General features: G+C 71.6%; 25 protein-coding genes. 7 read left to right on the top strand and 18 right to left on the bottom strand.

Translation table 11 applies throughout. The features are described 5' to 3' along the window. Positions 1-147: 147 nt before the first annotated feature. The 5 genes from M1R94_RS15590 to M1R94_RS15570 form a co-directional block, all read right to left on the bottom strand. Positions 148-492, bottom strand: coding sequence for an RNA polymerase-binding protein RbpA (locus tag M1R94_RS15590; protein ID WP_249382637.1), 345 nt, complete (start codon positions 490-492; stop codon positions 148-150). A gap of 264 nt (positions 493-756) precedes the next feature. After that, positions 757-2844: an ABC transporter ATP-binding protein gene (locus M1R94_RS15585; RefSeq protein WP_249382636.1), complete on the bottom strand. Its 2088-nt coding sequence runs from the start codon at positions 2842-2844 to the stop codon at positions 757-759. Beyond that, positions 2844-3359: a heme-degrading domain-containing protein gene (locus M1R94_RS15580; protein ID WP_249382635.1), complete on the bottom strand. Its 516-nt coding sequence runs from the start codon at positions 3357-3359 to the stop codon at positions 2844-2846. The genes M1R94_RS15585 and M1R94_RS15580 overlap by 1 nt, the downstream gene beginning before the upstream one ends. After that, complete coding sequence (locus tag M1R94_RS15575) at positions 3356-4402, bottom strand: MvdC/MvdD family ATP grasp protein (RefSeq protein WP_249382634.1); 1047 nt, start codon at positions 4400-4402, stop codon at positions 3356-3358. The genes M1R94_RS15580 and M1R94_RS15575 overlap by 4 nt, the downstream gene beginning before the upstream one ends. 39 nt (positions 4403-4441) lie before the next feature. Next, the gene (locus tag M1R94_RS15570) at positions 4442-5893 is read right to left on the bottom strand and encodes a trypsin-like serine peptidase (protein ID WP_249382633.1); all 1452 of its coding nucleotides are present in this window, start codon (positions 5891-5893) and stop codon (positions 4442-4444) included. A gap of 298 nt (positions 5894-6191) precedes the next feature. Between M1R94_RS15570 and M1R94_RS20505 the strand changes: the two genes are divergently transcribed. Continuing rightward, on the top strand, positions 6192-6509 hold the full coding sequence (locus M1R94_RS20505) for a Type 1 glutamine amidotransferase-like domain-containing protein (RefSeq protein WP_374109477.1): 318 nt from the start codon (positions 6192-6194) through the stop codon (positions 6507-6509). 40 nt (positions 6510-6549) lie between these two features. Here the strand turns inward: M1R94_RS20505 and M1R94_RS15560 are convergent, their stop codons facing one another. Next, positions 6550-7080, bottom strand: a complete 531-nt coding sequence (locus M1R94_RS15560) for a GNAT family N-acetyltransferase (protein WP_249382632.1) — start codon at positions 7078-7080, stop codon at positions 6550-6552. Between the two features lie 139 nt (positions 7081-7219). On the opposite strand from M1R94_RS15560, the gene M1R94_RS15555 reads away from it, so the two are divergent. Continuing rightward, positions 7220-7591, top strand: coding sequence for a hypothetical protein (locus M1R94_RS15555; protein WP_249382631.1), 372 nt, complete (start codon positions 7220-7222; stop codon positions 7589-7591). On the opposite strand, the gene M1R94_RS20500 is transcribed toward M1R94_RS15555, so the two are convergent. From M1R94_RS20500 to M1R94_RS15510, 10 genes are all read right to left on the bottom strand, one after another. After that, positions 7588-7716, bottom strand: a complete 129-nt coding sequence (locus M1R94_RS20500) for a hypothetical protein (RefSeq protein ID WP_283253480.1) — start codon at positions 7714-7716, stop codon at positions 7588-7590. The two genes, M1R94_RS15555 and M1R94_RS20500, sit on opposite strands and share 4 nt — an antisense overlap. A gap of 55 nt (positions 7717-7771) precedes the next feature. Further along, entirely contained in the window at positions 7772-11170 is a 3399-nt protein-coding gene (locus M1R94_RS15550) for a pyruvate carboxylase (protein ID WP_249382630.1), read from the bottom strand. A gap of 122 nt (positions 11171-11292) precedes the next feature. After that, positions 11293-11898: a MerR family transcriptional regulator gene (locus M1R94_RS15545; RefSeq protein ID WP_249382629.1), complete on the bottom strand. Its 606-nt coding sequence runs from the start codon at positions 11896-11898 to the stop codon at positions 11293-11295. Between the two features lie 166 nt (positions 11899-12064). Continuing rightward, a complete protein-coding gene (locus M1R94_RS15540) occupies positions 12065-12607 on the bottom strand; it encodes a bifunctional nuclease family protein (RefSeq protein WP_249382628.1) in 543 nt (180 codons plus the stop codon). Between the two features lie 46 nt (positions 12608-12653). Beyond that, on the bottom strand, positions 12654-13325 hold the full coding sequence (gene ftsR, locus M1R94_RS15535; RefSeq protein ID WP_249382627.1) for a transcriptional regulator FtsR: 672 nt from the start codon (positions 13323-13325) through the stop codon (positions 12654-12656). 128 nt (positions 13326-13453) lie between these two features. Further along, positions 13454-13945, bottom strand: coding sequence for an FHA domain-containing protein (locus M1R94_RS15530; RefSeq protein WP_249382626.1), 492 nt, complete (start codon positions 13943-13945; stop codon positions 13454-13456). Positions 13946-14057: 112 nt separating this feature from the next. Next, a complete protein-coding gene (locus tag M1R94_RS15525) occupies positions 14058-14861 on the bottom strand; it encodes a DUF881 domain-containing protein (protein ID WP_249382625.1) in 804 nt (267 codons plus the stop codon). Positions 14862-14863: 2 nt separating this feature from the next. Beyond that, on the bottom strand, positions 14864-15196 hold the full coding sequence (locus tag M1R94_RS15520) for a small basic family protein (protein ID WP_249382624.1): 333 nt from the start codon (positions 15194-15196) through the stop codon (positions 14864-14866). Further along, on the bottom strand, positions 15193-16110 hold the full coding sequence (locus tag M1R94_RS20830; protein WP_249382623.1) for a DUF881 domain-containing protein: 918 nt from the start codon (positions 16108-16110) through the stop codon (positions 15193-15195). The genes M1R94_RS15520 and M1R94_RS20830 overlap by 4 nt, the downstream gene beginning before the upstream one ends. Further along, positions 16107-16721 (bottom strand): CDP-alcohol phosphatidyltransferase family protein, encoded by a 615-nt coding sequence (locus tag M1R94_RS15510; protein WP_249382622.1) that lies wholly within the window; start codon positions 16719-16721, stop codon positions 16107-16109. Before M1R94_RS15510 ends, M1R94_RS20830 begins: the two co-directional genes overlap by 4 nt. A 190-nt stretch (positions 16722-16911) precedes the next feature. Between M1R94_RS15510 and M1R94_RS15505 the strand changes: the two genes are divergently transcribed. From M1R94_RS15505 to M1R94_RS15495, 3 genes are all read left to right on the top strand, one after another. Further along, complete coding sequence (locus tag M1R94_RS15505) at positions 16912-17082, top strand: CsbD family protein (protein ID WP_249382621.1); 171 nt, start codon at positions 16912-16914, stop codon at positions 17080-17082. 163 nt (positions 17083-17245) lie between these two features. Then, the gene (locus M1R94_RS15500; protein WP_249382620.1) at positions 17246-17848 is read left to right on the top strand and encodes a DUF4126 domain-containing protein; all 603 of its coding nucleotides are present in this window, start codon (positions 17246-17248) and stop codon (positions 17846-17848) included. A 38-nt stretch (positions 17849-17886) separates the two neighbouring features. Continuing rightward, the gene (locus tag M1R94_RS15495) at positions 17887-18915 is read left to right on the top strand and encodes an LLM class F420-dependent oxidoreductase (RefSeq protein ID WP_249382619.1); all 1029 of its coding nucleotides are present in this window, start codon (positions 17887-17889) and stop codon (positions 18913-18915) included. 5 nt (positions 18916-18920) lie between these two features. Here M1R94_RS15495 and M1R94_RS15490 read toward each other — a convergent pair whose 3' ends face one another. Together M1R94_RS15490 and M1R94_RS15485 are read right to left on the bottom strand one after the other, a co-directional pair. Beyond that, positions 18921-20642 carry an alpha-amylase family protein gene (locus tag M1R94_RS15490; protein ID WP_249382618.1) on the bottom strand — a complete coding sequence of 574 codons (1722 nt, stop codon included), beginning with the start codon at positions 20640-20642 and terminating at the stop codon, positions 18921-18923. 55 nt (positions 20643-20697) lie between these two features. Then, the gene (locus tag M1R94_RS15485; RefSeq protein ID WP_249382617.1) at positions 20698-21681 is read right to left on the bottom strand and encodes a TIGR03885 family FMN-dependent LLM class oxidoreductase; all 984 of its coding nucleotides are present in this window, start codon (positions 21679-21681) and stop codon (positions 20698-20700) included. Between the two features lie 109 nt (positions 21682-21790). On the opposite strand from M1R94_RS15485, the gene M1R94_RS15480 reads away from it, so the two are divergent. Both M1R94_RS15480 and M1R94_RS15475 read left to right on the top strand, forming a co-directional pair. After that, on the top strand, positions 21791-22132 hold the full coding sequence (locus tag M1R94_RS15480; RefSeq protein WP_249382616.1) for a cupin domain-containing protein: 342 nt from the start codon (positions 21791-21793) through the stop codon (positions 22130-22132). 62 nt (positions 22133-22194) lie between these two features. Further along, on the top strand, positions 22195-23259 hold the full coding sequence (locus M1R94_RS15475) for an App1 family protein (protein WP_249382615.1): 1065 nt from the start codon (positions 22195-22197) through the stop codon (positions 23257-23259). The last annotated feature ends 29 nt before the right edge of the window (positions 23260-23288 follow it).

The raw sequence follows: 23288 nt of genomic DNA, 5'->3' as shown, positions 1-23288 counted from the left end.
TCCCCCCCGCCCCCCCGCCCGGGGCGCCCGCCGGGCCCTGGCCCCCCCCCCCCGGGCCGCCCGGGGGGGGAGCGGGGCACCACGCCGCCCCCCGCACCCGGAGGTGCGGCGGCCGTGGTCGCGCGGCCCGCGTCAGGCCGATCCGTGTCAGGCGGAGCGGCGCAGCTTGCCGGCCCTCAAGAGCTCGAGACGCTCGCTCAGCAGCTCTTCGAGCTCACCGACCGTCCGACGCTCGAGGAGCATGTCCCAGTGGGTACGCGGGGGCTTGCCCGCCTTCGGCTCGGGCAGGCTCGCGTCCCGGAGCAGAGCCTCTTTGCCGCACCGGCACTCCCAGACGACAGGGACGTCGGCCTCGGTCGAGAACGGCAGGACGATCGTGTGCCCGTCCGGGCAGTCGTAGTACGCCTGAAGCCTCGGGGCGAACTCGACGCCCTGGTCCGACTCCATGCTGTTCGCGCCGATGCGCATACCGCGCAGTGACCGGTCAGCCATGGGTTGACCTCCGTTCTGCCGCTGGGACGAGCACGGGTCCTCGCGCTCGATCGTTCGTCACTCTGCCTGGGTCAACGTCCACGGGAGGGTCGCTGTTCCGGGCGGGTCGTGAAGGTCCCGTGAACGTGCCCGATGCCGAGTCGTCGAGCACGACACCCGTCGGGCGAGGAGCTGCGACGCCCATGGGCGACGTGCAGGGACGCACACACGGTCTCGCGGCGGGACGCGGCCTGCAACCGCTCGGCGGGGGCTGTGCCGGTGCGGTCAGTGCCAGGGCGAGGCCTGGGGGAGCACGACACCGTCGGTGAACATGACGCCGTCGGCGAACCGGGCCTCGACCCGCCCGCCGCCGAACTGCTCGGCGTAGAGGCGCGCGTAGAGCCCTCCGGTCTCGAGCAGCTCGTCGTGGGTGCCCTGCTCGGCGACGCGGCCGTCGTCGACCACGAAGATCACGTCGGCGTGCCGGATCGTGGAGAGCCGGTGGGCGATGGCGATCGTCGTCCTGCCGGCCATGACCTCCGCGAGGGCCTCCTGGACGAGCCGCTCCGAGGTGGTGTCCAGGGCCGAGGTGGCCTCGTCCAGGAGGAGGATCCTGGGGTCCTTGAGCAGCACCCGGGCGATCGCGAGGCGCTGCTTCTCCCCACCCGAGAGTCGGTAGCCCCGTTCGCCGACGGTCGTCGCGTACCCGTCCGGGAAGGCCATGATCCGGTCGTGGATGTGGGCGGCGCGGGCCGCATCGGCGAGATCCTGGTCGCTCGCGTCGGGACGGGCGTACCGCAGGTTCGCGGCGATGCTGGCATGGAAGAGGTACGGGTCCTGGGTCACCATGCCGACAGCGTCGGCCACCGAGGACAGGGTCAGGTCGCGCACGTCGTGGCCGTCGAGCAGCACCGCGCCGCGATCGACCTCGTACAGCCGGGGGACGAGGTAGCTCAGGGTCGTCTTGCCGGCGCCGGACGGGCCCACCAAGGCCGCCAGCTGGCCCGCGTCGACACGCAGGGAGACACCCGAGATGGTCCACGGGCGTTGCGCCGAGCCCGACGCCGCGTCGTGCGACGCCGTCGACTCCGACGCCGCGCCCGCCGCACCACGGCCGGTCGACGCAGCGCCCGGCAGCACCGAGCCCGTGGGGGAGTGGTGGGGTCCCGGCGCCCCGGTCAGGGCGATCATGGCCCCGCGACCGCCCCCGAACCCACTCCCTCGGCCGCCCGACGAGCGTTCCGCGGCACTGGGTGGAGGTGCCACCAGCGTCGGCGGTGGGGGATAGGCGAACCAGACGTCTCGCAGCTCGACCGTCCCGTGCAGGGTGCTCGCGCCGAGCGGGTGCGCCGTCGGGCGGTCCTGGATGGCGGGTACGAGGTCGAGGTACTCGAAGATCCTGCGGAACAGCGCCAGCGAGGTCTGCACGTCCAGGGCGACCCGCATCAACGACACCGTCGGCATGAGCAGCCGGGCCTGGAGCGTCGAGAACGCCACGAGGGTCCCGGCGGTGATCGGTGTGCCGCCCGAGATCATGTACCCCGAGGCAAGGTAGACCAGCGCCGGGGTGATCGCCATGAACGCCGTCACGAGACCGAAGAAGCCCTGGCCTGCCATCGCCTGACGCACCTGCAGGCCGACCTGCCGCTGGTTCTCCTCGCGGTACCGCGCGACCTCGACATCAGCCCGGTTGAAGACCTTGGCGAGCATCACGCCGGAGACGCTCAACGCCTCCTCGGTGATCGCGGTCATGTCCGACAGCGACTCCTGGGTCTTGCGTGCCAGGACCTGACGACGGGCACCGACCCTGCGCTGCAGCACGATGAAGGCCGGCATCAGGGCGACCGCGATGAGCGTGAGCTGCCACGAGAGCAGCAGCATGGCGACCAGCGAGGCGATCACCGTGACGCTGTTGGACAGGATGCTGGCTGCGGTCGTGGTGAGGATCGACCTGACCCCGCCGACGTCGTTGGCCAGCCGGGACTGGATCGACCCCGTCTTGGTCGCGGTGAAGAAGGCCAGCTCCATCCGCTCGAGGTGCTCGAAGAGCCGGCCGCGCAGGTCGGCCATGGCCGAGTTCCCGACCGACGTCGTCAGGTACGTCTGGCCCACCCCGATCCCGGCGCTCAGCACCGGGACCGCGATCATGGCCAGGACGAGGGCTGCGAGCAGACCCAGGTCGACCTCGCCGCCGTCGGTGGGGAAGAGGGCACGGTCGAACACCGCCTGGGTGAGGAACGGTGTGACGATCCCGAGCCCAGATCCCACCACGATCGTGACGGCCACCAGCACCAGGGCCCGTCGGTGGGGTGCCAGCAGGCCTCCGATGCGCCGCAGCAGAGGCCGGGTGTCGCCAGGAGCCCGGGTGCTCATCAGGTGGTGGGACCCGGTTCGCCGAGGAAGGCACGCAGGGCCTCGACCACCAGCGCGTGGTCCTCGGCCTGCGCGAGGCCGGAGACCGTGACCGTGCCCACGACACCGACGTCACGGACCGTGAGGGGGAAGGAGCCGCCGTGGGCGGCGTACTCCTGGAGCGGCAGGCCCGTGTCGTGCTCGAACGTGCTGCCCTTGAGGCGTGAGCGCAGCCCGACCAGGAATGACGGCGCGCCGAAGCGGTCCACGACGCGCGACTTGCGGGTCACCCAGCTGTCGTTGTCGGCGGTGGTGCCAGGGAGCGCTGCATGGAACAGCTGCTGGCCGCCGCGGCGGATGTCGACCACGATCGGCAGGCCGCGTTCCTGCCCGAGCTCGACCAGCAGGCAGCCGAGCCGCCACGCGTCGTCGTTGTCCAGGCGGTCGAGCAGCAGGGTGCGCTGCTCCTCCTGGACCTGACGGATGAGCTTCTCGAGCTGAGGGTCGCCGTCATGCTGTGCGGCTGTGCGCGTCATCTGACCTCCTGTGTGGGGCTCCAGCCTGCCGCATGCCGCAGACGCCGGCATCCAGCCCGCGCCGGCGGGTCCCTGCTCACCCGCGCGCCGCGCCGCTCCCCGTCGCGGTCCAGCCCGGTGAGCAGCCCCGCGACCGCGGCGGAGATCGGCAGACCCGTCGCGAGCTCGACGAAGAGCCACTGCCCGGCCGGGTTGACCTCCAGGAACACGTGCTCGCCGTCGGGCGCGACGCGCAGGTCGATCGCTCCGTACCGCAGGTCCAGCGCCCGCATGAGGGCCAGCAGCCGGTCCCGGACGGCGTCCGGGAGCTCGTACACCGAGGTCGGTGCGTGGGCGGTGTCCACGCGGAAGTCGTAGGGGTAGGCCGACTCACCGCTGCGGATCTCGGCCGCGAAGACCTCCTCCCCGACGATCGTCACGCGCAGGTCCATGCCACCGGGCACGAGCTCCTGGAAGATGACGGGGGCGTACCGGACGGCGTCGATGAGCTCGAGGTCCGCTGCCCCTACCGGCCGCGTCTCGCGCCACGTGCTCGGCGTCGCGCTGAAGGACTTGTAGACGGCGCCGGACCGCTCCGCCGCCACGAAGGCCCGTGCTCGCTCCGGGTCGTTGGTCATGCACGTCCTCGGGACGCGCAGGCCGACCCGGGTGGCGACCTGCAGCTGCCACATCTTCCGTGACGCGGCCTCGTCCCGGTCGGGGTCGTTGACCCACGTCGCTCCCATGCACGCCCACAGGCCGGCGACGGCCGCGGCGCACTCCCCGTGCGCGAACAGCCGGTCGTCGCCGGTCCGCAGGTCCGCGTGGAGCTGGAAGGGCTGCGGACGGCGCCACCACATGGCGTGCACGTCCGCCGCGTCCCAGGCCACGCCGCCGTCCGCCCACACCCCGCGCCACCCGTCGGCGCCCTGCACGGTCGTCAGGCTCACAGCCGTGGGGAAGCGCGAGGTGTCGACCATGGCCCAGGGCGAGCCGGCGGCGTCGAGGTGCCGGGTGACCTGCTGGGTGTGAAGGTCCTCGACGTGGGACACGATGCCGATCACCGGTTCACCGCCCCGGACGGCACGACACCACGACGCCGGTCACCACCCGCCCTCCAGCTGCGCCGCGAGCGACTCGTACGTCGCCTCGAGAGCTTCCAACGCGGCGCGCTGGGCCAGGATCGCGTGCTCGAGACCCGCGAGCACGTCCGAGCCCTCGGCGCCGACCTCCTCGCGCGCGACGACCTGAGACGGACCGGCCTGGACGAAGGGCCGCCCACCCTGCGGGAACACCCGCGGGTCCACGAACGAGCCGGGGTCGAACGCCGTCTCGACGCGTGTGAGGTCGGGATCGTCACCGACGCCGAACGTGCCGATGTCGCCGGCGATCGACGTCCCGAGGTTGTCGAGGACGTGATGGGTGTCGGCGCCCAGCGGCGTCCCGGGCCGGTCGAGGACCCGCGCGGTGTCCGCGGCGTGGATCGTGCCGATGTCCGCAGCCAGCGGGGTGCCGATGCGGTCGCGCAGGGAGATGGTGTCGGCCGCGCGGATGGTGGCACGGAGGTCGTCGGCGAACCGGGTGGTGATGCCGTCCGCAGCACGACCCGTGCTCGACCCTGCCGGGAGGGCCTGGAGCGTCGGGGACACCGCGAGGATGCCCGCGATCGCCACACCCGAGTTGGCACCGCCGGTGCTGGTGCACCCGCCGTTCGTGTGGACGCCGACGATGCGCCCCGTGGAGGCCTGCAGGATCCCGGAGCCGGAGTTGCCGCCCAGGGTGTCGATGTCGTCGTACGTGATCCGGTTCGTCGTGACGGTCGTCGCGGGCCCGGCCTCGAGGCGCTTGGGCATGCCGGCCGGGTGCCCGATGATGCAGATCATGTCCCCGACGGCGGCGTTGGCGGCCGAGACCTCGGTCCAGCCGTGGACGTCGCCCGGGTTGCCCCCCAGCCGGCAGATGGCCATGTCGAGGCCCCCGAGCCGGTACTCCACGAGCTGGGTGATCGGGTAGCTCTCCTCTGCCCGCAGCGTGCCCGAGGGGTCCACCTGGTACAGGAAGTTCACCCGCATGTTCGTCGCGATCTCCGCCGGGCTGATCGCGGTGGCAGTGCCGTTCTGCCGGGGGACCGTCCAGCCGTTCGGGTTCTGGTCGAACAGGTGGCCGCAGGTGAGGAACAGGTCGCGGCTGATCATCGTGCCGCTGCCCCACCGGACACCGCTGACGTTGCCCGGGTTGGTGTAGGTGGCACCCAGTCCGGCGTTCCACTGGACCTGCGCGGCCTGGCGCTGGTGCGCGGCCACGAACGCGACCGTGACGCCGAGCGTGCCGTCGTACTGCTCGACGGGCTGGGAGTCATCGGCGACACCGCAGATGCTCTCGAGGATCATGGCGTACTCGGGCCCGGGCCCTTCCATCACCTTGGCGGTGAACGTGAAGAGGTCGGTGTGCGGTGGGTACAGAGCATCGGCGCGGTCGAACCCCTGGACGCCGGAGACGTCCTTGGTGCTCCGCGACGACGACTCGTCGGTGTTCTTGCGCTGCTTGGTTGCCATGGCGGCATCCTTCGGTGCGGGGGCACGCCGTCGACCGAGGCCCGGGTGCGTACCTCGGGCCTGGGGCGTCCGGTCAGTGCGCGGAAAGGTGCGGTACGGCGGGCGGCAGTGCCCACGGTGGCGCCCGTCAGGAGGACCCGGCCGGCGTCGGGACGAGGGGACCGGGACGTCGTCGTCGGCGGTTCCCTCGCACGCTCAACGCACCCATCATGATCCCGATGCGGTCGTGGTCGCAACGACCTCTGTGACCGGGGTCGTGACTGCGTCTCGGACGTGAGCGCGAGCCCACGAGCGCTCGGTGCCGACGAGCGCGCGACGCACAGTATGCCGGGGGAGTACCGGGCATCTCGGCGGGGCCCGCCGATGCGCCGGTGGGGGCTCGACGGCGAACCTCCTCGCTGTCCGGCGCCTGCACGGCCTGCCCGAGATCCTCGCCGAGGCGGCGGCGCAGGGTGTGATCCTCGCCGGCATCAGCGCCGGTCGGTCGTCCGCGTCGAGCGTGACGGCTCGAACCAGCCGGTCGAGGTCGAGGTTCCCGTCCGCAGGATGCCTCGCCCGCTTGAGGCGTCCCGGTGACTATGGCGACGCTGCTGCCGTGGTCGCGAATCGCCGATAATATACATTATGTCATTCTGGCAGGCGTCGGCCCGTGCCGGTCAGGACCTCACGTCCCCCGGTCCTCCCTCGTCACCGACGTCCAGCAACCGTTCCCAGCGCGCCTCGGTCCGGTGCGGGTCGCGCGGCATGGCCATCGTCACACCCGTCGGTGCGTACCCGAGGTCCTGGAGCAGCCCGGATCCGGCTGCGTCGTCCTGGTCCAGCCAGGCCGACACCGTTCGCGCACCCTCGCCACGGGCCCAGCTCTCAGCCGCCGACACGAGCTGTCGCCCGAGGCCCTGGCGACGGCTCGTGGGACGGACCCACAGCCCGATGAGGTGTCGGTCGTCGGGCGCCCCGCCCGGTTCGGCGAGCACGGAGATCAGGCCGCAGGGAGCTCCGTCCGCCGAGGCGACGAACCACGTCCCGGAACGCAGCCGCATGCGCCAGTGGATCTCACGGAACCCACGTTCCCGCTCGCGGGGCGACACCAGCCCCGCCGGCGCGTCGTCGAGCGCCTCCAGCCGGATCTCCCGCAGCACCGACCACTCGACCTCGCCCAGCTGCGTCACCGTCACGGCGTCCATCATGCCCTCCGTCCTCCCTCGGTCTGCGCCGCCGCCCCGATCGAACACCTGTACGACCCGCCGTGCTCTCGCGCGTACGGTGCCCGCGGGAGCCCGGGACGGTGCGACGCCCTCGCCCCACGGGGCGTGGGAGGCTGGTGCCATGGCAGCCCGACGTGACGACTCCCCCGCTCCCCTGCCCGAGGACGACGGCGCCGCACCACGGGCCCGTCCCGCCCGGGCGTCCTCGAGCGGCCCGGTGAAGAAGTCCTCGAGCGGCCCGGTGAAGAAGCAGCAGCCCGCAGACGACGACGTGACGTGGACAGGCATGCCTGCGCTGCACAAGCGCTGGTGGTGGTCCGCCGCGGTGTCCGCGGTCGCCGGTGCCGCGATCATCGGCTTCCAGTACGGCGCGGTCGTCGACGGCGGCGTGTGGCTCAACTGGGTCATGATCGCGGTGGGCGCGCTGCTCGTGGTGCGCGGCGGCTTCCTGCTCAAGAAGGACTACGCGACCTCTCGCGACCGCTCCGCCTAGCCGTCGTCCTCCGGACCGCCGGGATCGGGGCGGCGGGTGGCGTCAGCGACCTCCTCCTCGGGGCGTGGAGGTACCGACTCGTCGAACTCCAGGTGCGGGATCTCGTGCTCGGGGCTGAGCGACATGGCAACCTCCTGAGTGGGTGGGGACAACGCTACGCTCCCCCGCCCCCAGGCAGGCTCAGGAGATGACCAGGACCAGGTCGCCACCCTCGAGCTGCTGCACCGCTCCGATCGCCAGCCGCTGCACCGTCCCGCCGACAGGCGTGGTGATCGCCGCCTCCATCTTCATCGCCTCGATCGTGGCGACCGTCTGACCCGCCTCGACCCGCTGCCCCTCCTGGACCGCAGGGGTGACGGCTCCGGCGAACGGCGCGGCGATCTGCCCGGGGGTTCCGGGATCGGCCTTCTCGACCGTGGCAGCGTCGACCTCGACGGTACGGTCGCGTACCTGGAGCGGGCGGATCGCACCGTTGAGCGTGAACATCACGGTCCGCATCCCGCGCTCGTCGGGCTCGCCGACGGCCTCCAGCCCGACCAGCAGCCGCACACCCTTGCCGAGGCTGACCTCGACCTCGGTCGCGGGCTTCATCCCGTACAGGTAGCGGGTCGTGTCGAGCACCGAGACGTCGCCGAAGGTGGCCCGGGTGTGCTTGAACTCCTTGGTGGGGCCGGCGAACAGCAGATGGTTGAGCCGGTCGCGGCGGGTCGCCGAGTCCCCGTCGAGGTCCGCACGGTCCTCGTCGGTCAGAGCGACGACGGGTCGACGCGGTGAGCGTCCTTCCAGGGCGCGGCTCCGGAACGGCTCGGGCCACCCGCCGGGCGGGTCACCGAGCTCGCCTGAGAGGAAGCCGATGACCGACTCCGGGATGTCGAACTCCTGGGGGTTCTCGGCGAAGTGCACGGGATCAGCCCCCCGGGCCACCAGGTGCAGCGCAAGGTCGCCCACCACCTTGCTCGACGGTGTCACCTTGACCAGACGACCGAGCATGCGGTCGGCCGCGGCGTACATCGACTCGATCTGCTCGAACCGGTTGCCCAGACCGAGCGCGATCGCCTGCTGGCGGAGGTTGGAGAGCTGACCGCCGGGGATCTCGTGGTCGTACACACGGCCGGTGGGGCCGGGCAGCCCGGACTCGAAGGGCCGGTAGATCCTCCGGACGGCCTCCCAGTACGGCTCGAGGTCGCAGACCGCGCGCAGGCTGAGCCCGGTGTCACGCTCTGTGTGCTCGAGGGCAGCCACGAGGGCGGACATCGAGGGCTGGCTCGTCGTGCCGGCCATCGCCGCGCTCGCGGTGTCCACGGCGTCGACCCCGGCGTCGACCGCGGCCATCAGGGTGGCGAGCTGCCCACCCGCGGTGTCGTGGGTGTGCAGGTGGACGGGCAGGTCGAACCTCTCGCGCAGGGCCGAGACCAGCGTCCGTGCCGCCGAGGGCCGCAGCAGGCCGGCCATGTCCTTGATCGCCAGGACGTGCGCCCCTGCCTCGACGATCCGGTCGGCCAGGCGCAGGTAGTAGTCCAGCGTGTACAGGGTCTCGGCCGGGTCGGCGAGGTTCCCCGTGTAGCACAGCGCGACCTCGGCCACGGAGGTGCCGACCTCACGGACGGCCTCGATCGCCGGCCGCATCTGCTCGACGTCGTTGAGGGCGTCGAAGATGCGGAAGATGTCAATCCCCGTCGCGGTCGCCTCCCGGACGAAGGCCTGCGTGACCTCGGTCGGGTACGGCGTGTAGCCCACGGTGTTGCGTCCACGCAGGAGCATCTGCAGGGCCACGTTCGGCAGTGCCTCACGCATCGCCGCCAACCGGTCCCACGGGTCCTCACCGAGGAAGCGGAGCGCGACGTCGTAGGTCGCGCCGCCCCACGCCTCGACGCTCAGGAGACCGCTGGTCGACCGTGCGACGTACGGGGCGACGGTCACCAGGTCATGGGTACGGACCCGGGTGGCCAGCAGGGACTGGTGGGCGTCGCGGAAGGTGGTGTCGGTCACAGCCACGGCGGTCTGCTCGCGCAGCGCTCGGGCGAAGCCCTGCGGACCCAGCTCGAGCAGACGCTGACGGCTCCCGGCCGGTGCTGCGGCGCTCAGGTCGACCGTGGGCAGCTTGAGCCGCGGCTCGAGCACGTCCCCCGGCGCACCGTAGGGCCGGTTCACGGTGACGTCCGCCAGGTAGTGGAGCAGCTTGGTCCCGCGGTCAGCGCTCTCACGGGCCGCGAGGAGCTCGGGGCGCTCGTCGATGAAGGACGTGGCGATCTGACCGGCGACGAACTCGGGATCGGCGAGGACGGCCTGCAGGAAGGGGATGTTGGTCCGGATGCCTCTGATGCGGAACTCGGCCAGCGCTCGACGGGCACGCCGCACCGCCGTGGGGAAGTCTCGCCCGCGGCAGGTGAGCTTGACCAGCATCGAGTCGAAGTGCCCCGACACGTCGGCGCCCGCGGTCGCCGTCGCTCCGTCCAGCCGTACGCCCGCGCCACCGGGCGACCGGTAGGCCACGATGCGGCCGGTGTCCGGCCGGAACCCGTTGGCCGGGTCCTCGGTGGTGATGCGTGACTGGATCGCGAACCCGTTGACGCGGATGGTCGACTGGTCGATGCCCAGATCGCCCAGGGTCTCCCCCGCGGCGATCCGCAGCTGGGACGACACGAGGTCGATGTCCGTCACCTCCTCGGTCACGGTGTGCTCGACCTGGATGCGCGGGTTCATCTCGATGAAGACGTGCTGACCGGCCCGCTCCCCCACCGTGTCGACGAGGAACTCGACCGTTCCGGCGTTGACGTAGCCGATGCTCCGGGCGAAGGCGACCGCGTCACGGCACAGCGCGTCCCTGATCTCGGGGTCGAGGTTGGGGGCCGGGGCGATCTCGATGACCTTCTGGTGCCGGCGCTGGAGCGAGCAGTCACGCTCGAACAGGTGCACCACGTTGCCCGCGCCGTCCGCGAGGATCTGCACCTCGATGTGGCGCGGTCGGAGCACGGCCTGCTCGAGGAACACGGTGGCGTCGCCGAAGGCGCCCTCTGCCTCGCGCATCGCTGCGGAGAGGGCCTCCGCGAGGTCAGAACGGGTGTCGACCCGACGCATGCCGCGGCCACCACCACCGGCGACTGCCTTGACGAAGAGCGGGAAGCCGATCACCTCGGCGGCCGCGACGAGCTCGTCGACGTCCGAGGACGGCTCGGAGGAGTCCAGCACCGGGATGCCGGCCTGCTTGGCGGCCCGCAGGGCGAGGATCTTGTTCCCCGCCAGCTCGAGCACGTCCGCGGGCGGTCCCACGAACGCGATCCCTGCGGCTGCGCACGCTCGCGCCAGGTCGGGGTTCTCCGAGAGGAACCCGTACCCCGGGTAGATGGCGTCTGCCCCCGACTCGGTGGCCACGCGCAGCATCTCCTCGATGTCGAGGTAGGCGCGCACCGGGTGCCCGTGGTCGCCGATCAGGTAGGCCTCGTCGGCCTTGAGGCGATGCTCGGAGTTACGGTCCTCGTGCGGGAAGACCGCGACGGTCCGGGCGCCGAGCTCGTACGCAGCGCGGAACCCCCGCACGGCGATCTCAGCACGGTTGGCGACGAGCACCTTCGAGAACACGACTCACCTCATCACTAGCGGGGGCAGCAGCACGGTACCTGGTGCTACGGGTCCTGGCAGTGTCCGTCCCGCGAGACGGACGGTGGTCGCAGGGCGGACGTGAGGCGAGGCGGTCGGCCAGTTCAGCCGGCCGTGCGTGCCTTGCGTCGTCGCGCCAGCTCGTCATCGCTGGCCTGCGAGACCCCCTCGGCCTCGGCGCGCTCGGTGGGCAGCGATGCCAGGGTCCCCTCGACCTCGCGCCAGACGCGGCCGACAGCGATGCCGAAGACTCCCTGCCCACCCTGCACGAGGTCGATGACCTCGTCGGCCGAGGTGCACTCGTAGACGCTCGCGCCGTCGCTCATCAGCGTGATCTGGGCGAGGTCGTCAACCCCCCGCTCGCGCAGGTGGCTGACGGCGGTGCGGATCTGCTGGAGCGATACGCCGGTGTCCAGCAGTCGTTTGACGACCTTGAGCACGAGGATGTCCCGGAAGCTGTACAGCCGTTGCGTCCCGGAGCCGGTCGCCGGTCGGATCGTCGGCTCGACCAGACCGGTCCGTGCCCAGTAGTCCAGCTGCCGGTAGGTGATGCCCGCTGCTCGGCACGCGGTCGGACCTCGATAGCCCGTGGTGGTGTCGAGGTCGGGGAGCTCGTCGCCGAACAGCAGCCCCTGGGCTCGCTGCGGGACACCGACCGACTCTTCGACCGTCTCGCCGGTACCGCTCACGGGCACTCCCCTCGGATCCATCACTGCCTACCGTCCACCGTGCCATCCGTGCTGTCGACAGCCGGCCAACCGGGGCTCGCAGGATGTTCGTCGTTCACGCTAGGCCCGTGGGGGGGCACCGTCAACGATGCCAGGTGCGACACGCCACGGCGTGTCGCCACGGCGTGTCTCAACCTCCACCTGAACGTCAAGAACGGCGGGGCGCTGGCCCGCCACCCGGGTCGCCACCTTCCTCCCCCCCGAGGAAGTCCTCGGGGGTCACGGTGTCGAGGAACTCGCGGAACTGCTCGAGCTCGGCCTCCTCGGCAGGGACCTGGGTCGACTCCTCGACTGCGATCGCCGAGGCGTCCAGGACCGCCGGGGCGCAGAGCACCGGGCTGCCCGTGCGCACCGCCACGGCGATCGCGTCCGAGGCCCGTGCATCGAGACGTTGCCCGTTGTCCAGGACCAGCGCGGCATGGAAGACGCCGTCGATCAGCGCGACGATCTCGGTGTGCACCAGCACCAGGTCTGCGGCGTCGATGACCTCGACCAGCAGGTCGTGCGTCATCGGTCGGGGTGGTCGGATCCCGGCCTGCGCGGACGCGATCGACGAACCCTCGGGCACCCCGACGACGATCGGCAGCAGCCGCCGTCCCGCGAGGTCGAGCAGCAGCACCACCACCTGGTCCGGTGGCGACTGCCGCCGCACACCCAGCACCTCGAGCTCGATCAGGTCGTCGGATGCCATGGGAACCACGCTACGACGCCTGACCCCCAGCGGCACACCACCCTGCTCACGGTGTGAGGTTCGACAACCCTCCACGCACCAGCGTGGTGTGCAGCCGGCCGCACAGCTCACCCAGCTCCGCGGCCACCGCACCGGCGCGCTCCTGCGCACCGGGAGCGCGCTGCCCGCGCAACGGGGCGACGATCTGGTCGACCACCGAGACCTGCCGGTCCGCCGCCGAGCGGAACGACTTCAGATGGCGTGGTTCGACCCCGTGCTCGGCCAGTGCGGCAGCGACGACCACCACCTCACGTGCCCACTCGTCCAGATGGCCCGTCGGGCCCGGTCGCAGCACACCCGCCTCGACCAGCTGCTCGACCAGCTCGACGGTCGCGCCGGCCTCGCGCGCGAGCGAGGCGGCCGTGTAGCGCCCGGCGATCGTCGGGGCCGTCCGCTCACCGTCCTGCGTGGCCAACCGCGCCGGCGTGAGCGGCTCGGTCAGCTCACCCGCATCGAGCGCGGCCAGCTGCTCGCCGATCACCCGCAACGGCAGGTACCGGTCCCGCTGCTGGCGCAGCACGTACCGGAGCCGCTCGACGTCGGCCGGGCTGTACTGCCGGTAGCCACCCGCTGTGCGACGTGGCTCGACCAGACCTTGATCCTCCAGGAACCGGAGCTTGGAAGGAGTCACCGCCGGGAAGTCGGCCCCGAGGTCGCCGAGCACGTCCGAGATCCGCATCGTCGGCTCCCGCGACACCCCGTGCGGCCACGGCTCGACCAGGCGAGGGCGCGAAGCCCCGTCGGGAGGCTCAGCGGTCGAGGCCGTGCGATCCGGGACCTGCGCCGGCGCGGAACGGCCGGCCGTGGTCACGCGTTCTCGTCCGTGGGCTGCGGACGTCCGGCGGCGGAGCGCGCCGGGCTGGGGTGGAAGGTCATCCGGAACTTGCCGATCTGGACCTCGTCACCCGTCCTGAGCACCGCCTGCTCGATACGAGAGCGGTTGACGTAGGTGCCGTTCAACGACCCGATGTCGCGGACCACGAAGTCGTCGAGCTCCCGCACGAACTCGACATGCTTGCGCGAGACCGTGACGTCGTCCAGGAAGATGTCGGCATCGGGGCTCCGACCGGCCACGGTCCGGTCGGCGTCCAGGAGGAAGCGTGCGCCCGAGCTCGGTCCGCGCTGCATGATCAGCAGCGCCGAGGTCCGGGGAAGTGCCGCGACGGCCGCATTCTCCTCGGGCGTCAGTCCCACGGCTGCGGGGATCTCGTGCTCGACCGAGCCGATCAACCCCTCGCCGAGGCTGATCGTCGTGTCGGCCGCTGCCCATCGCTGGTCTGACGCATCGCGCTCGGTCATGATTCCTCCTCGGCGGCGCCGGATGTGCTGGCTCGGGTGTGCTGCTGGTACAGCCTATGCGGCCGATCCCGGTCCCGGGAGCCCTGGGACTCCTGCGGCCACCCGGGGTGGCTCACTCGTCCGTCTCCGCGACCGGGACCGGCGTGGCGAACCGGGGTGCACTGATGGCCTTGGTCGCCGCGACCTCGACCAGGTCGCGGGAGTCGAGGTTGGTCGCCCCACCCGCGTTGCGAACCGTCGCCAGGGCACCTCCACGGATGCCCAGCGCACCCGAGAGTGTTGCCGGGTCACCGATCGCGAGCCACCGGTACGGGGGGGACAGCAGCGTCCCGTCGACGACCAGACCATCAGGGACGTCGACGAAGTAGCTCTGGGCGGTGAGCCGGAGGTCGTTGAGCTGCACGGCCTCCGCTCCTGCGTTGCGGAGCTCCTCGAGCACGTTGTGCATGGTCAGTGCGGGGATGCTGCCCTCGCGCTCGACGATGACGAGCTCGATGCCCGGTCCCTGGGCGGGCAGCCTCCCGGCGAGGATGCCCTGGACCTCGGCTCGTTGCGCCGCCGCCTCACGGGCGGTGCGCTGCGTGTCGGAACCGCTGACCAGCTCGTTGCGCTCCGACCGCAGGGCGTTCGCCTGCGCGGTGAGCTCCTCCGAGCGCTGCGTCACGTCGTCAAGGATCCGGACCAGCTCGTCCTGACGCAGGTTCGTGAGCCCGTCCGTGCGGGTCTGCTGCACCTGGACGACCAGAGCGAAGCCCAGCAGCGCGCACAGCAGACCGGCCATGCCCTGGGCACGGGTCGCGCGGGGTGCGAGCGCGCGCCGGACGGTCCGCCACGAGGCCGAGAGCGGTGGCCGGGTGGGGGTGGGCGACTGCTCGTCCGGGTCCTGGCCCGGGTCGGCGCGATGGTCGGGCGACATGCTCAGGCCCGGAAGAGGTGTCGACGGATGGCTGCGGCGTTGGAGAAGATCCGGATGCCCAGGACGACCACGACGCCGGTCGAGAGCTGGGTCCCGACGCCGAGCTGATCACCCAGGAAGACGATGAGCGCCGCGACCACGACGTTGGACAGGAACGAGACGAGGAACACCCGGTCGTCGAAGGTCCCGTCGAGCAGTGCGCGGAGCCCGCCGAAAAGGGCGTCCAGCGCGGCCACGACCGCGATCGGCAGGTACGGCTGGAGGGCTACCGGCACGGTGGGCTCCAGGGCCAGACCCACGAGGGCCCCGATGATGAGTCCCAGCACGGCGATCATGAAGAGCCTTCCTTGTCAGGTGCGTCAGACGATGCCACATCGGGCAGGGCGCGGGCGTGGCGCAAGGTCGTGCTCCCGGCCCCCGAGAGCTCGAGCGAGGTCGTCGCGGTGATCGAGGTCTCGATCCCGTAGGTACCGGAGATGAAGCCGAGGTGGGCGGCGGCGGAGGAACGCGCGAACGAGGTCTGCATCGTGCGGACCTCCCCGATCGCCTCGATCCGGTAGGGGGCGATGAGTGGTGAGGGACCCACCAGGATCGCCTGGCCGGCGCTGCGGATGGCGCTCAGCGCGGTCAGTCGTCTGCCGTTGACGGCGATGGCCTCGGCGCCGGCGGCCCACAGCCCGTTGGTCACGATCTGCAGGTCGACGTCCTGGACCTGGTGGTCGAGCGACCCGCGCGGGTCGTCCTCGTCCTCCTCGCCGTCGTCGAGCTCGATCACGAGCCCGGGACCTGCGACGCTCACCGCACCCGAGTGCAGCTCAGCCTGCTGGAGCAGCAGGAACAGGCCGGGGTCCTCCTCGGCCAGCGCCGACGTCTGGAGCTGGGCAATCTCCTCGCTCATCCCCTGGATGTCGGCCTGGAGCCGGTCGGCCGCCGAGGAACGCTCGTCGATCTCCTTCTCGAGCAGCGCCCTGGCCTGGACGGCCGAGGGCTGTGGTGTGCGTAACGAGCTCACGGCGCTCACCGTCACGAGCCCCAGCACGGTGGCGAGCGCGAGGGTCAGCACCACCTGGGCGGCGCGACGGGCGCCCGTCGCTGGGGGCGCGGGGGAACGGGCCGCCTCGGCGTACTCCGGGTCGAGGGGGCGGTACATGACCTCGTTGAGCAGGCTCATCGACGCGTCGACGGGACGGGCCGCGTGGCGCGGGGTCGCCGGCCCCACCTCGCTCCTGGGCGTGTCGTCCGACGTCACGCGGACACCGACCGCCGACGCAGCTCGCCTGCTGCCTGGCGGATGTAGATGCCTGCGGCCAACCAGTAGAGCCCGATCCCCCACCAGGCGAACGCCCACCCGATGATCCCTGCTGCTGTCGGCACCACCCCCTGCCACTGGCCGAGCAGGAGCAGCGGGAAGGCGTACAGGAGCGCGAAGGTCCCCGCCTTGCCGGCGAAGTGCACAGGGAGCGGACCGACCCGCGCGAGGAAGAGCAGGGCCAGGACCAGAGCCAGCAGGACGTCCCGCAGGATGATCACGACCACCAGCCACACCGGGATGACGTCGCGCAGTGCCAGCACGATGAGCGTCACGACGATGAAGAGCCGGTCGGCTGCCGGGTCCAGGAGCTCCCCGAGCCGCGACTGCTGCCCCAGGCGGCGTGCCAGCACCCCGTCGAGCCAGTCGCTCGCCCCGGACACGGCCAGCACGACCAGTCCCCAGAGGTCCTCACCAGCCAGCAGCAGCCCCGTGAAGACCGGCACGAGCAGGAGGCGCAGAGCGCTGATGGCGTTGGGGATCGTCAGGACGCGCGAAGGACCGTCGGGACGTGAGCGGTCGGCACCGACCTCGTCCCGTGCCTGCGCCACCGCACTCCTCATGTCTGGGCCGCTGGGGCCCGGGTACCCCTGACACCCCGCTGCGGCTGGGCTCCGTGGCGGGGTTCTTCCGTCGATCCTACGGCCCTGTGCCCGGGGAGCGGGCCCTTCGCCGCGCGCAGGCACCTGGCGCGACGTAGCGTCGAGGGGCAACGACCACATACGACGGAAGGGGTCCACCATGGGGTTCGACGACAAGGCCAAGAACACCGGCGAGAAGGGTGGCGGCAAGATCAAGGAAGCCACCGGCGCCGCGACCGGTGACGAGCAGCTCGAGGCCGAGGGCAAGGGCGACCAGGCCAAGGCCGACCTCAAGCAGGCCGGCGAGAAGGTCAAGGACGCCTTCAAGTAGGTCGTACCCGGCGTCGCTGCGCCGTGACTCCACCACCACCCGCCCGGTGCAGGTGATCCCCGATCACCGCTGGGCGGGTGGTGTGCTGTCCGGGTCCGGGTCCGGGTCCAGGTCCGGGTGACAGGACATCCGGCGCGAACGCACCAGGTGCGATGCTGGGACCATGCTCGAGCTCCTCACCGCGACCGGGCTCGCCACCGCGGCGGGACTCAACGCCGCGCTCCCGCTCCTCGTGCTGAGCGTTCTTGCGCGTTGGACCCCACTGGTCGAGCTCTCCGAGGGGTGGACCTGGTTGACCGACGGCTGGGCCATCGCGGTGCTCGTCGTCCTGCTGCTGGTCGAGGTCGTCGCCGACAAGATCCCCGGGGTCGACCACCTCAACGACGTACTCCAGAGCGTGCTGCGACCTGCTGCGGGAGGCGTGGCCTTCAGCGCGGGGGTCGGGGCGCAGACCATGGCGGTCCCTGCGACGGTCGAGGGGACGACCACGGGTCAGTGGCTCGCGGTCCTGGCCGGGGTCGTGCTGTCCCTGACGGTCCACGTCGCCAAGGCCCTGCTCAGGGTGGGGGTCAACACCAGCACCGGTGGCCTGGGTGGCCCCGTGGTGAGCGGGATCGAGGACATCCTGAGCGTCCTGCTCTCGCTGGCAGCCGTCCTCGTCCCGGCTCTCGTGCTGGTCGGGTTGTTCGTGCTCGGCTGGCTCGCGGTGCGGACGCTCAGACGACGAGCTCGACGGCGGGTGCCTGCCCCACCGCGTCCGGCTTGATAGCGTCCCCTCACCACCGCGCCGTCGAAGGAGATGAGATGCGCTTCGGCTACCACCTCGGCTACTGGTCGGCCGGTCCACCACCCGACGCGCAGAAGGCGGTGCTGCTTGCCGACGAGCTCGGGCTCGACTCGGTGTGGACCGCCGAGGCCTACGGGTCGGACGCCCTGACCCCGCTCGCCTGGTGGGGAAGCCGGACCAGGAACGTCCGCCTCGGCACGGCGATCGCCCAGATGTCCGCCCGCGCACCCACCGCCACGGCGATGGCTGCACTGACCATGGACCACCTGAGCGGTGGGCGCTTCGTCCTGGGCCTGGGTGCCTCGGGCCCGCAGGTCGTCGAGGGCTGGTACGGCTACCCCTACCCCCGCCCGCTGGCCCGCACCCGGGAGTACGTCGACATCGTCCGCCAGGTGCTGCGCAGGCAGTCCCCCGTGGCCCACGACGGCGAGTTCTACCAGCTCCCGTACCCCGGCGGCACCGGGCTGGGACGGCCGTTGCGCCCGACCGTCCACCCGCTCCGACCGCACCTGCCCGTCCACCTCGCGGCGGAGGGCCCCAAGAACGTCGCGCTCTCGGCCGAGATCGCCGACGGATGGCTGCCGCTCTTCTTCTCCCCGGCGCTCGACGAGACCTACCGTGCCGCACTGGCCGAGGGGTTCGCCCGCCGGTCGCCCGACCTGCCTGCCCCCGATCACTTCGAGGTCAGCACGACGGTGCCGGTCGTGATCGACGAGGACGTGGAGCGCGCGGCGGACGTCGTCCGGCCCTTCATCGCCCTGTACGTCGGAGGGATGGGCGCCCAGACCGCCAACTTCCACCGCGACATGATCGAGCGGCTCGGGTACACCCGCGAGTGCGAGGAGGTCGCCCGGCTGTTCGGCGAAGGCCGTCGTGCCGAGGCGACGGCCGCCGTGCCGACCGCACTGGTCCAGGACATCGCCCTGATCGGCAGCCCGGGCGCCGTGCGCGACCGCCTGGCCGAGTGGGAGGAGACCGTCGTCACCTCGATCCTCGTCCAGGGCGACCTGAGCACGCTCCGTGCCGTGGCCGATCTTCTCGGCTGAGCGGCCTACACCAGTCGGCGGGTTCCCGGCCCGACGAGACGGAGCCAACGGTAGCCGTAGCCCTCGAGCGGCACCTCCACGCGGGCACGGTCGTCGACGTCGAGGTACCCGGCACCCAGGAGGTCCGTCAGGCGGCGTCCGGCCGGGTCCGCCACCATCGACAGCGTCAACGGGACGACGACCGGCTCCGGGGACAGGTTGTGCACCGTGATGATGATGCCGTCCTCCCCCGAGCTGCTCGATCCTCGCGGTCCCGTGGACGGCACCGAGCTGCAGAGCGCGAGGACGCTCGTGTGCGGCTGCTCGAGGACCTCGACCCCGCTCCATCCCAGCTCGGGGCACTCGCGGTAGCGGCGCGAGAGGTGGGAGACGAAGTTGAGCAGCGAGTCGGGGTCGTGGAGCTGGTCGGCCACGTTGACGTGCTCGGGTCCGAAGCCTCCCTCGACCACAGGACCGGGCAGGCGCGAGGCCCTCGCGGTCGAGAAGCCGCCGTTCGGACCGCTGGTCCACTGCATGGGCGTACGGACCGCGAGCCGTCCCGGGGCGTCGAGGTTCTCGCCCATCCCGATCTCCTCGCCGTAGAACAGCACCGGTGTGCCGGGCAGGGCGAAGAGCAGGGAGTACACCAGGCGGATCCGGCGGGGGTCGCCGTCGAGCATCGGCGGGAGCCGGCGGCGCAGACCGCGACCGAACAGCTGCATCTCCTCCTGCGGTCCGAAGGCCGCGAACACCTCCTGCCTCTCCTCCTCGCTCAGCTTGTCCAGCGTCAGCTCGTCGTGGTTGCGCACGAAGGTCGCCCACTGGCAGTCGGCCGGGATGGGTGGACGCGACTGCAGCGCCTGCGTCAGGGGGCCGGCGTCGGCGCGGGCCAGCGACAGGTACATGTTCTGCATGCCCACGAAGTCGAACATCATCGAGAGCTCGTCCCCGTGGCCCGACCCGAAGTAGCGCACCTGCTCCTGGTAGGGCAGGTTCACCTCGCCGAGCAGCATCGCGTCCCCGACCCGGCGGCCCAGGACGGTGCGCAGCGACCGGAGGTAGTCGTGCGGGTCGCCCAGGTCCTCGGTGCTCTCCTGCGTGGCGTCGCGCACCTCGAGGAAGTACGGGACCGCGTCGACCCGGAACCCCGAGAGCCCCAGCTCGAGCCAGAAGCCGATCGCCTTGGCGATCTCGTCCCGCACCACCGGGTTGGTGATGTTCAGGTCGGGCTGGTGCTTGTAGAAGCGGTGGAGGTAGTACTCGCCGGTCTTCTCGTCCAGCTCCCAGATGCCGTCCTCCTGGTCGGGGAAGACGACCTCGTCCGAGGTGTCCGGCGGCGGGTCGGAACGCCAGACGTAGTAGTCACGGTGCGGGGAGTCCTTGCTGGACCGCGCCGAGCGGAACCACGGGTGGCGGTCCGAGGTGTGGTTGACGACGAGGTCCGCGATCACCCGCATGCCCCGGTCCCTGGCCGTGCGGATCAGCTCGACCACGTCCCCGTGGGTGCCGAGCCGCTCGTCGACCCCGTACATGTCGGTGATGTCGTAGCCGTCGTCCCGGTCTGCGGTCGGGTAGAACGGCATCAGCCACAGGCAGGTGACGCCGAGCTCGGCCAGGTAGTCGATGCGCTGGGCGAGACCCTGGAAGTCCCCCGTGCCGTCACCGTCCCAGTCCATGAACGTCTCCACGTCCAGGCAGTAGTAGACGGCGTTCTTCCACCACAGGTCGCTGGTGTCCGTGATCCTCACCGGGTTGCCTCTCGTCGGGGGTCGTGCGCGTGTCGGGCTGCGGGCTCGGGTGTGCTCACGCCGAGCGGGTCCGCTCCTCCGCTCCTGCGAGCTCGGGAAGGACGTGCTCGCCGAAGGTGTCGATGAACCGGCTCTGCTCCTTGCCGACGTGGTGGAGGTAGACCTCGTCGAAGCCGAGGGCGACGAGGTCGGCGATCCACGCGGTGAGCCTGCCGAGGTCGCTCGAGACGAGCACGAACTCGCGGACGTCGGACGGACGGACGTGCACGCTCGCCTGCTCGTAGTCGCCGGGGCCGGTCAGGTCCCAGCACAGCGGGGGCTGCAGCCCGTTGGTCCGCCACTGCTCATGGGCCAGACGCTCGGCCTCGGCCTCGTCAGGGGCCCAGGAGACGTGGACCTGCAGGCACCGAGGCCCGCGCCCGCCGACCTCGGCGTAGGCGTCCAGCATCTCGCGAAGCACGTCGTGCGGCTGGTTGATCGTGATCAGACCGTCCGACCAGGACGCCATCCGACGGGCCGTGGCGACGGTCACCGCCGGCGCCACCAGGGCGGGCGCCGTCGCGGGCAACGTCCACAGCCGTGCACGGTCCACCGTCACCAGTCCGTCATGGGTGACCTCCTGGCCCGCGAGGAGCCGACGGATGACGTCCACGCACTCCTCGAGCCGCGCGTCACGCGTCTCCTTGCGGGGCCACTGGTCGCCGGTCACGTGCTCGTTCATGTTCTCGCCCGAGCCCAGGGCGGCCCAGAAGCGACCGGGGAACATCGAGCCCAGGGTGGCCACCGCCTGGGCCACGATCACCGGGTGGTAGCGCTGGCCCGGGGCGTTCACGACGCCGAACCGCAACCCGGTCGTGGCCAGCGCCGCACCGAGCCACGACCAGGCGAACCCCGACTCCCCCTGCTCGTGGCTCCAGGGCGCGAGGTGGTCGGAGCACATCGCCGCCCCGAAGCCTGCCTGCTCGGCGTGCTGGACGTCACGCAGCAGGGTGCCGGGATCGATCTGCTCGTGGGAGGCATGGAATCCGATGATGGTCACCGACCTTGTCTACCGCCGTCGGCGCGAGCCCGCCCGCCGGGGCGTTCCTCGGCACCTCCTATGCTGGCCAGGTCGCGGTCCGCCAGGCACGAGCGAAGGAGCCCACGCCATGGAGAAGTCGTCCTTGATCGCGCAAGCACGTCAGCAGCTCGAGGCGGCCCGGCGCGCCACCAGCGGGCGGAGCGCCAAGACGGTGCACGGGGGTCACGAGAAGGTGCTGCGGCAGACCGTGATCGCCATGTGTGCCGGCCGCAGCACCGACGAGTTCAACAACCCCGGTGAGGCGACGGTGCACGTCCTGACCGGTCGGGTCCGTCTGACCTGTGGTCCGACCACCTGGGACGGCTCACCCGGCGACCTGCTCATCGCCCCGCAGACGCCGCACGCCCTGCACGCCGTCGAGGACTCGGTCATCCTGCTGACCGTCGCGAAGACCTCCCGGCCCGACTGAGCAGGGCGGGTCGGCCGCTCACCAGGGCGCGCACCCGCCGCCGCGGTGCGAGACTGACCGGCGTGCACAGCCACCCCGCCCGTTCCGGCACGTCGAGCAGCAGACCGCACCGGGCAGCCCGCCTCGAGGATCGCGCCTACGTCCTGGTGGCACGCTGGCTGCGCCGCCGTGGCTGGGTCCCTCGCGTGGTGACCTACACCGGCTACGGCAGCACCGGCTGGGTCCGGGTCATGGGTCGCGCCCTGCTGGCCGCCCCCGGCACCCGCGCCTCGGAGGCGGCCGAGCAGGATCGTGCCTCGCAGCAGCGGGCCGTCCGGGGCTGGCGGAGCTTCTTCACCGCACAGATCCCGCGGGCGAGGGTCGAGGTCCAGGTCGGCGACCGGACGCACGTGCTCCTGGCCGACCGTGGTGGCTACGTCGACGCCGTGGTCGAGTCGGACCTCCCACCGGGCTGGCACACCGTGACGCTGCAGGTCGGTGACCGACCCGTCCCGGCGGACGTGCTGGTGATCGGCGAGGAGCCCGACGTGGCACTGGTGAGCGACATCGACGACACCGTCATGGTGACCGCGCTGCCCCGCCCGCTCATCGCGGCGTGGAACGCGCTCGTGCTGCACGAGAGCGCACGCCGCGTCGTGCCGGGCATGTCGGACCTGTACCGCAGGTGGCACGCGGCGCACCCCGGCGCGCCCGTCCTCTACCTCTCGACCGGGGCCTGGAACGTCGCCCCTGCGCTGCGCCGGTTCCTGACCAGCCACGGCTTCCCCGCAGGCCCGCTGCTGCTCACCGACTGGGGCCCCACCAACACCGGGTGGTTCCGCAGCGGGCAGGAGCACAAGCACGAGCAGCTCGACAGGCTCATGCGTGAGCTTCCCCAGCTGACCTGGGTGCTCGTCGGCGACGACGGGCAGCACGACCCCGAGATCTACGCCGAGGTCGCCCGCAGGCACCCGGGGCGGGTGCGGGTGATCGCCCTGCGCGAGCTGTCGCCCGCCGAGCAGGTGCTCGCGCACGGGACGACCACCCCGTCCCGTGACACCGAGACGTCCACGGGATCACCGGTCCAGGTCGGCGCACCCGACGGCGTGGGCCTGGCCCGCGCGATGGAGGTCCGCGGCCTGCTCTGAGGCCTGCGGCCCGGTGGCTCAGCCCCGGA

Source organism: Actinotalea alkalitolerans, assembly GCF_023369855.1.
Classification (GTDB): Bacteria; Actinomycetota; Actinomycetes; order Actinomycetales; family Cellulomonadaceae; genus Actinotalea.
Note: the sequence above shows the minus strand (reverse complement) of the source record. Positions and strands in the feature narration are given on the sequence as shown.

Bases quoted from the DNA above. Each gene is read 5' to 3' on its own strand.
- M1R94_RS15500 (WP_249382620.1), top strand. From the start codon at position 17,246: ATGCTCGAGCTCCTCACCGCGACCGGGCTCGCCACCGCGGCGGGACTC.
- M1R94_RS15540 (WP_249382628.1), bottom strand. From the start codon at position 12,607: ATGGCATCCGACGACCTGATCGAGCTCGAGGTGCTGGGTGTGCGGCGG.
- M1R94_RS15495 (WP_249382619.1), top strand. From the start codon at position 17,887: ATGCGCTTCGGCTACCACCTCGGCTACTGGTCGGCCGGTCCACCACCC.
- M1R94_RS15570 (WP_249382633.1), bottom strand. From the start codon at position 5,893: ATGGCAACCAAGCAGCGCAAGAACACCGACGAGTCGTCGTCGCGGAGC.
- M1R94_RS15520 (WP_249382624.1), bottom strand. From the start codon at position 15,196: ATGATCGCCGTGCTGGGACTCATCATCGGGGCCCTCGTGGGTCTGGCC.
- ftsR (WP_249382627.1), bottom strand. From the start codon at position 13,325: ATGCGGATCTCGGACGTGCTCGGCGACCTCGGGGCCGACTTCCCGGCG.
- M1R94_RS15590 (WP_249382637.1), bottom strand. From the start codon at position 492: ATGGCTGACCGGTCACTGCGCGGTATGCGCATCGGCGCGAACAGCATG.
- M1R94_RS15505 (WP_249382621.1), top strand. From the start codon at position 16,912: ATGGGGTTCGACGACAAGGCCAAGAACACCGGCGAGAAGGGTGGCGGC.
- M1R94_RS15585 (WP_249382636.1), bottom strand. From the start codon at position 2,844: ATGAGCACCCGGGCTCCTGGCGACACCCGGCCTCTGCTGCGGCGCATC.
- M1R94_RS15530 (WP_249382626.1), bottom strand. From the start codon at position 13,945: ATGACCGAGCGCGATGCGTCAGACCAGCGATGGGCAGCGGCCGACACG.
- M1R94_RS15545 (WP_249382629.1), bottom strand. From the start codon at position 11,898: ATGGATCCGAGGGGAGTGCCCGTGAGCGGTACCGGCGAGACGGTCGAA.
- M1R94_RS15525 (WP_249382625.1), bottom strand. From the start codon at position 14,861: ATGTCGCCCGACCATCGCGCCGACCCGGGCCAGGACCCGGACGAGCAG.
- M1R94_RS15480 (WP_249382616.1), top strand. From the start codon at position 21,791: ATGGAGAAGTCGTCCTTGATCGCGCAAGCACGTCAGCAGCTCGAGGCG.
- M1R94_RS15555 (WP_249382631.1), top strand. From the start codon at position 7,220: ATGGCAGCCCGACGTGACGACTCCCCCGCTCCCCTGCCCGAGGACGAC.
- M1R94_RS15560 (WP_249382632.1), bottom strand. From the start codon at position 7,080: ATGATGGACGCCGTGACGGTGACGCAGCTGGGCGAGGTCGAGTGGTCG.
- M1R94_RS15580 (WP_249382635.1), bottom strand. From the start codon at position 3,359: ATGACGCGCACAGCCGCACAGCATGACGGCGACCCTCAGCTCGAGAAG.
- M1R94_RS20500 (WP_283253480.1), bottom strand. From the start codon at position 7,716: ATGTCGCTCAGCCCCGAGCACGAGATCCCGCACCTGGAGTTCGACGAG.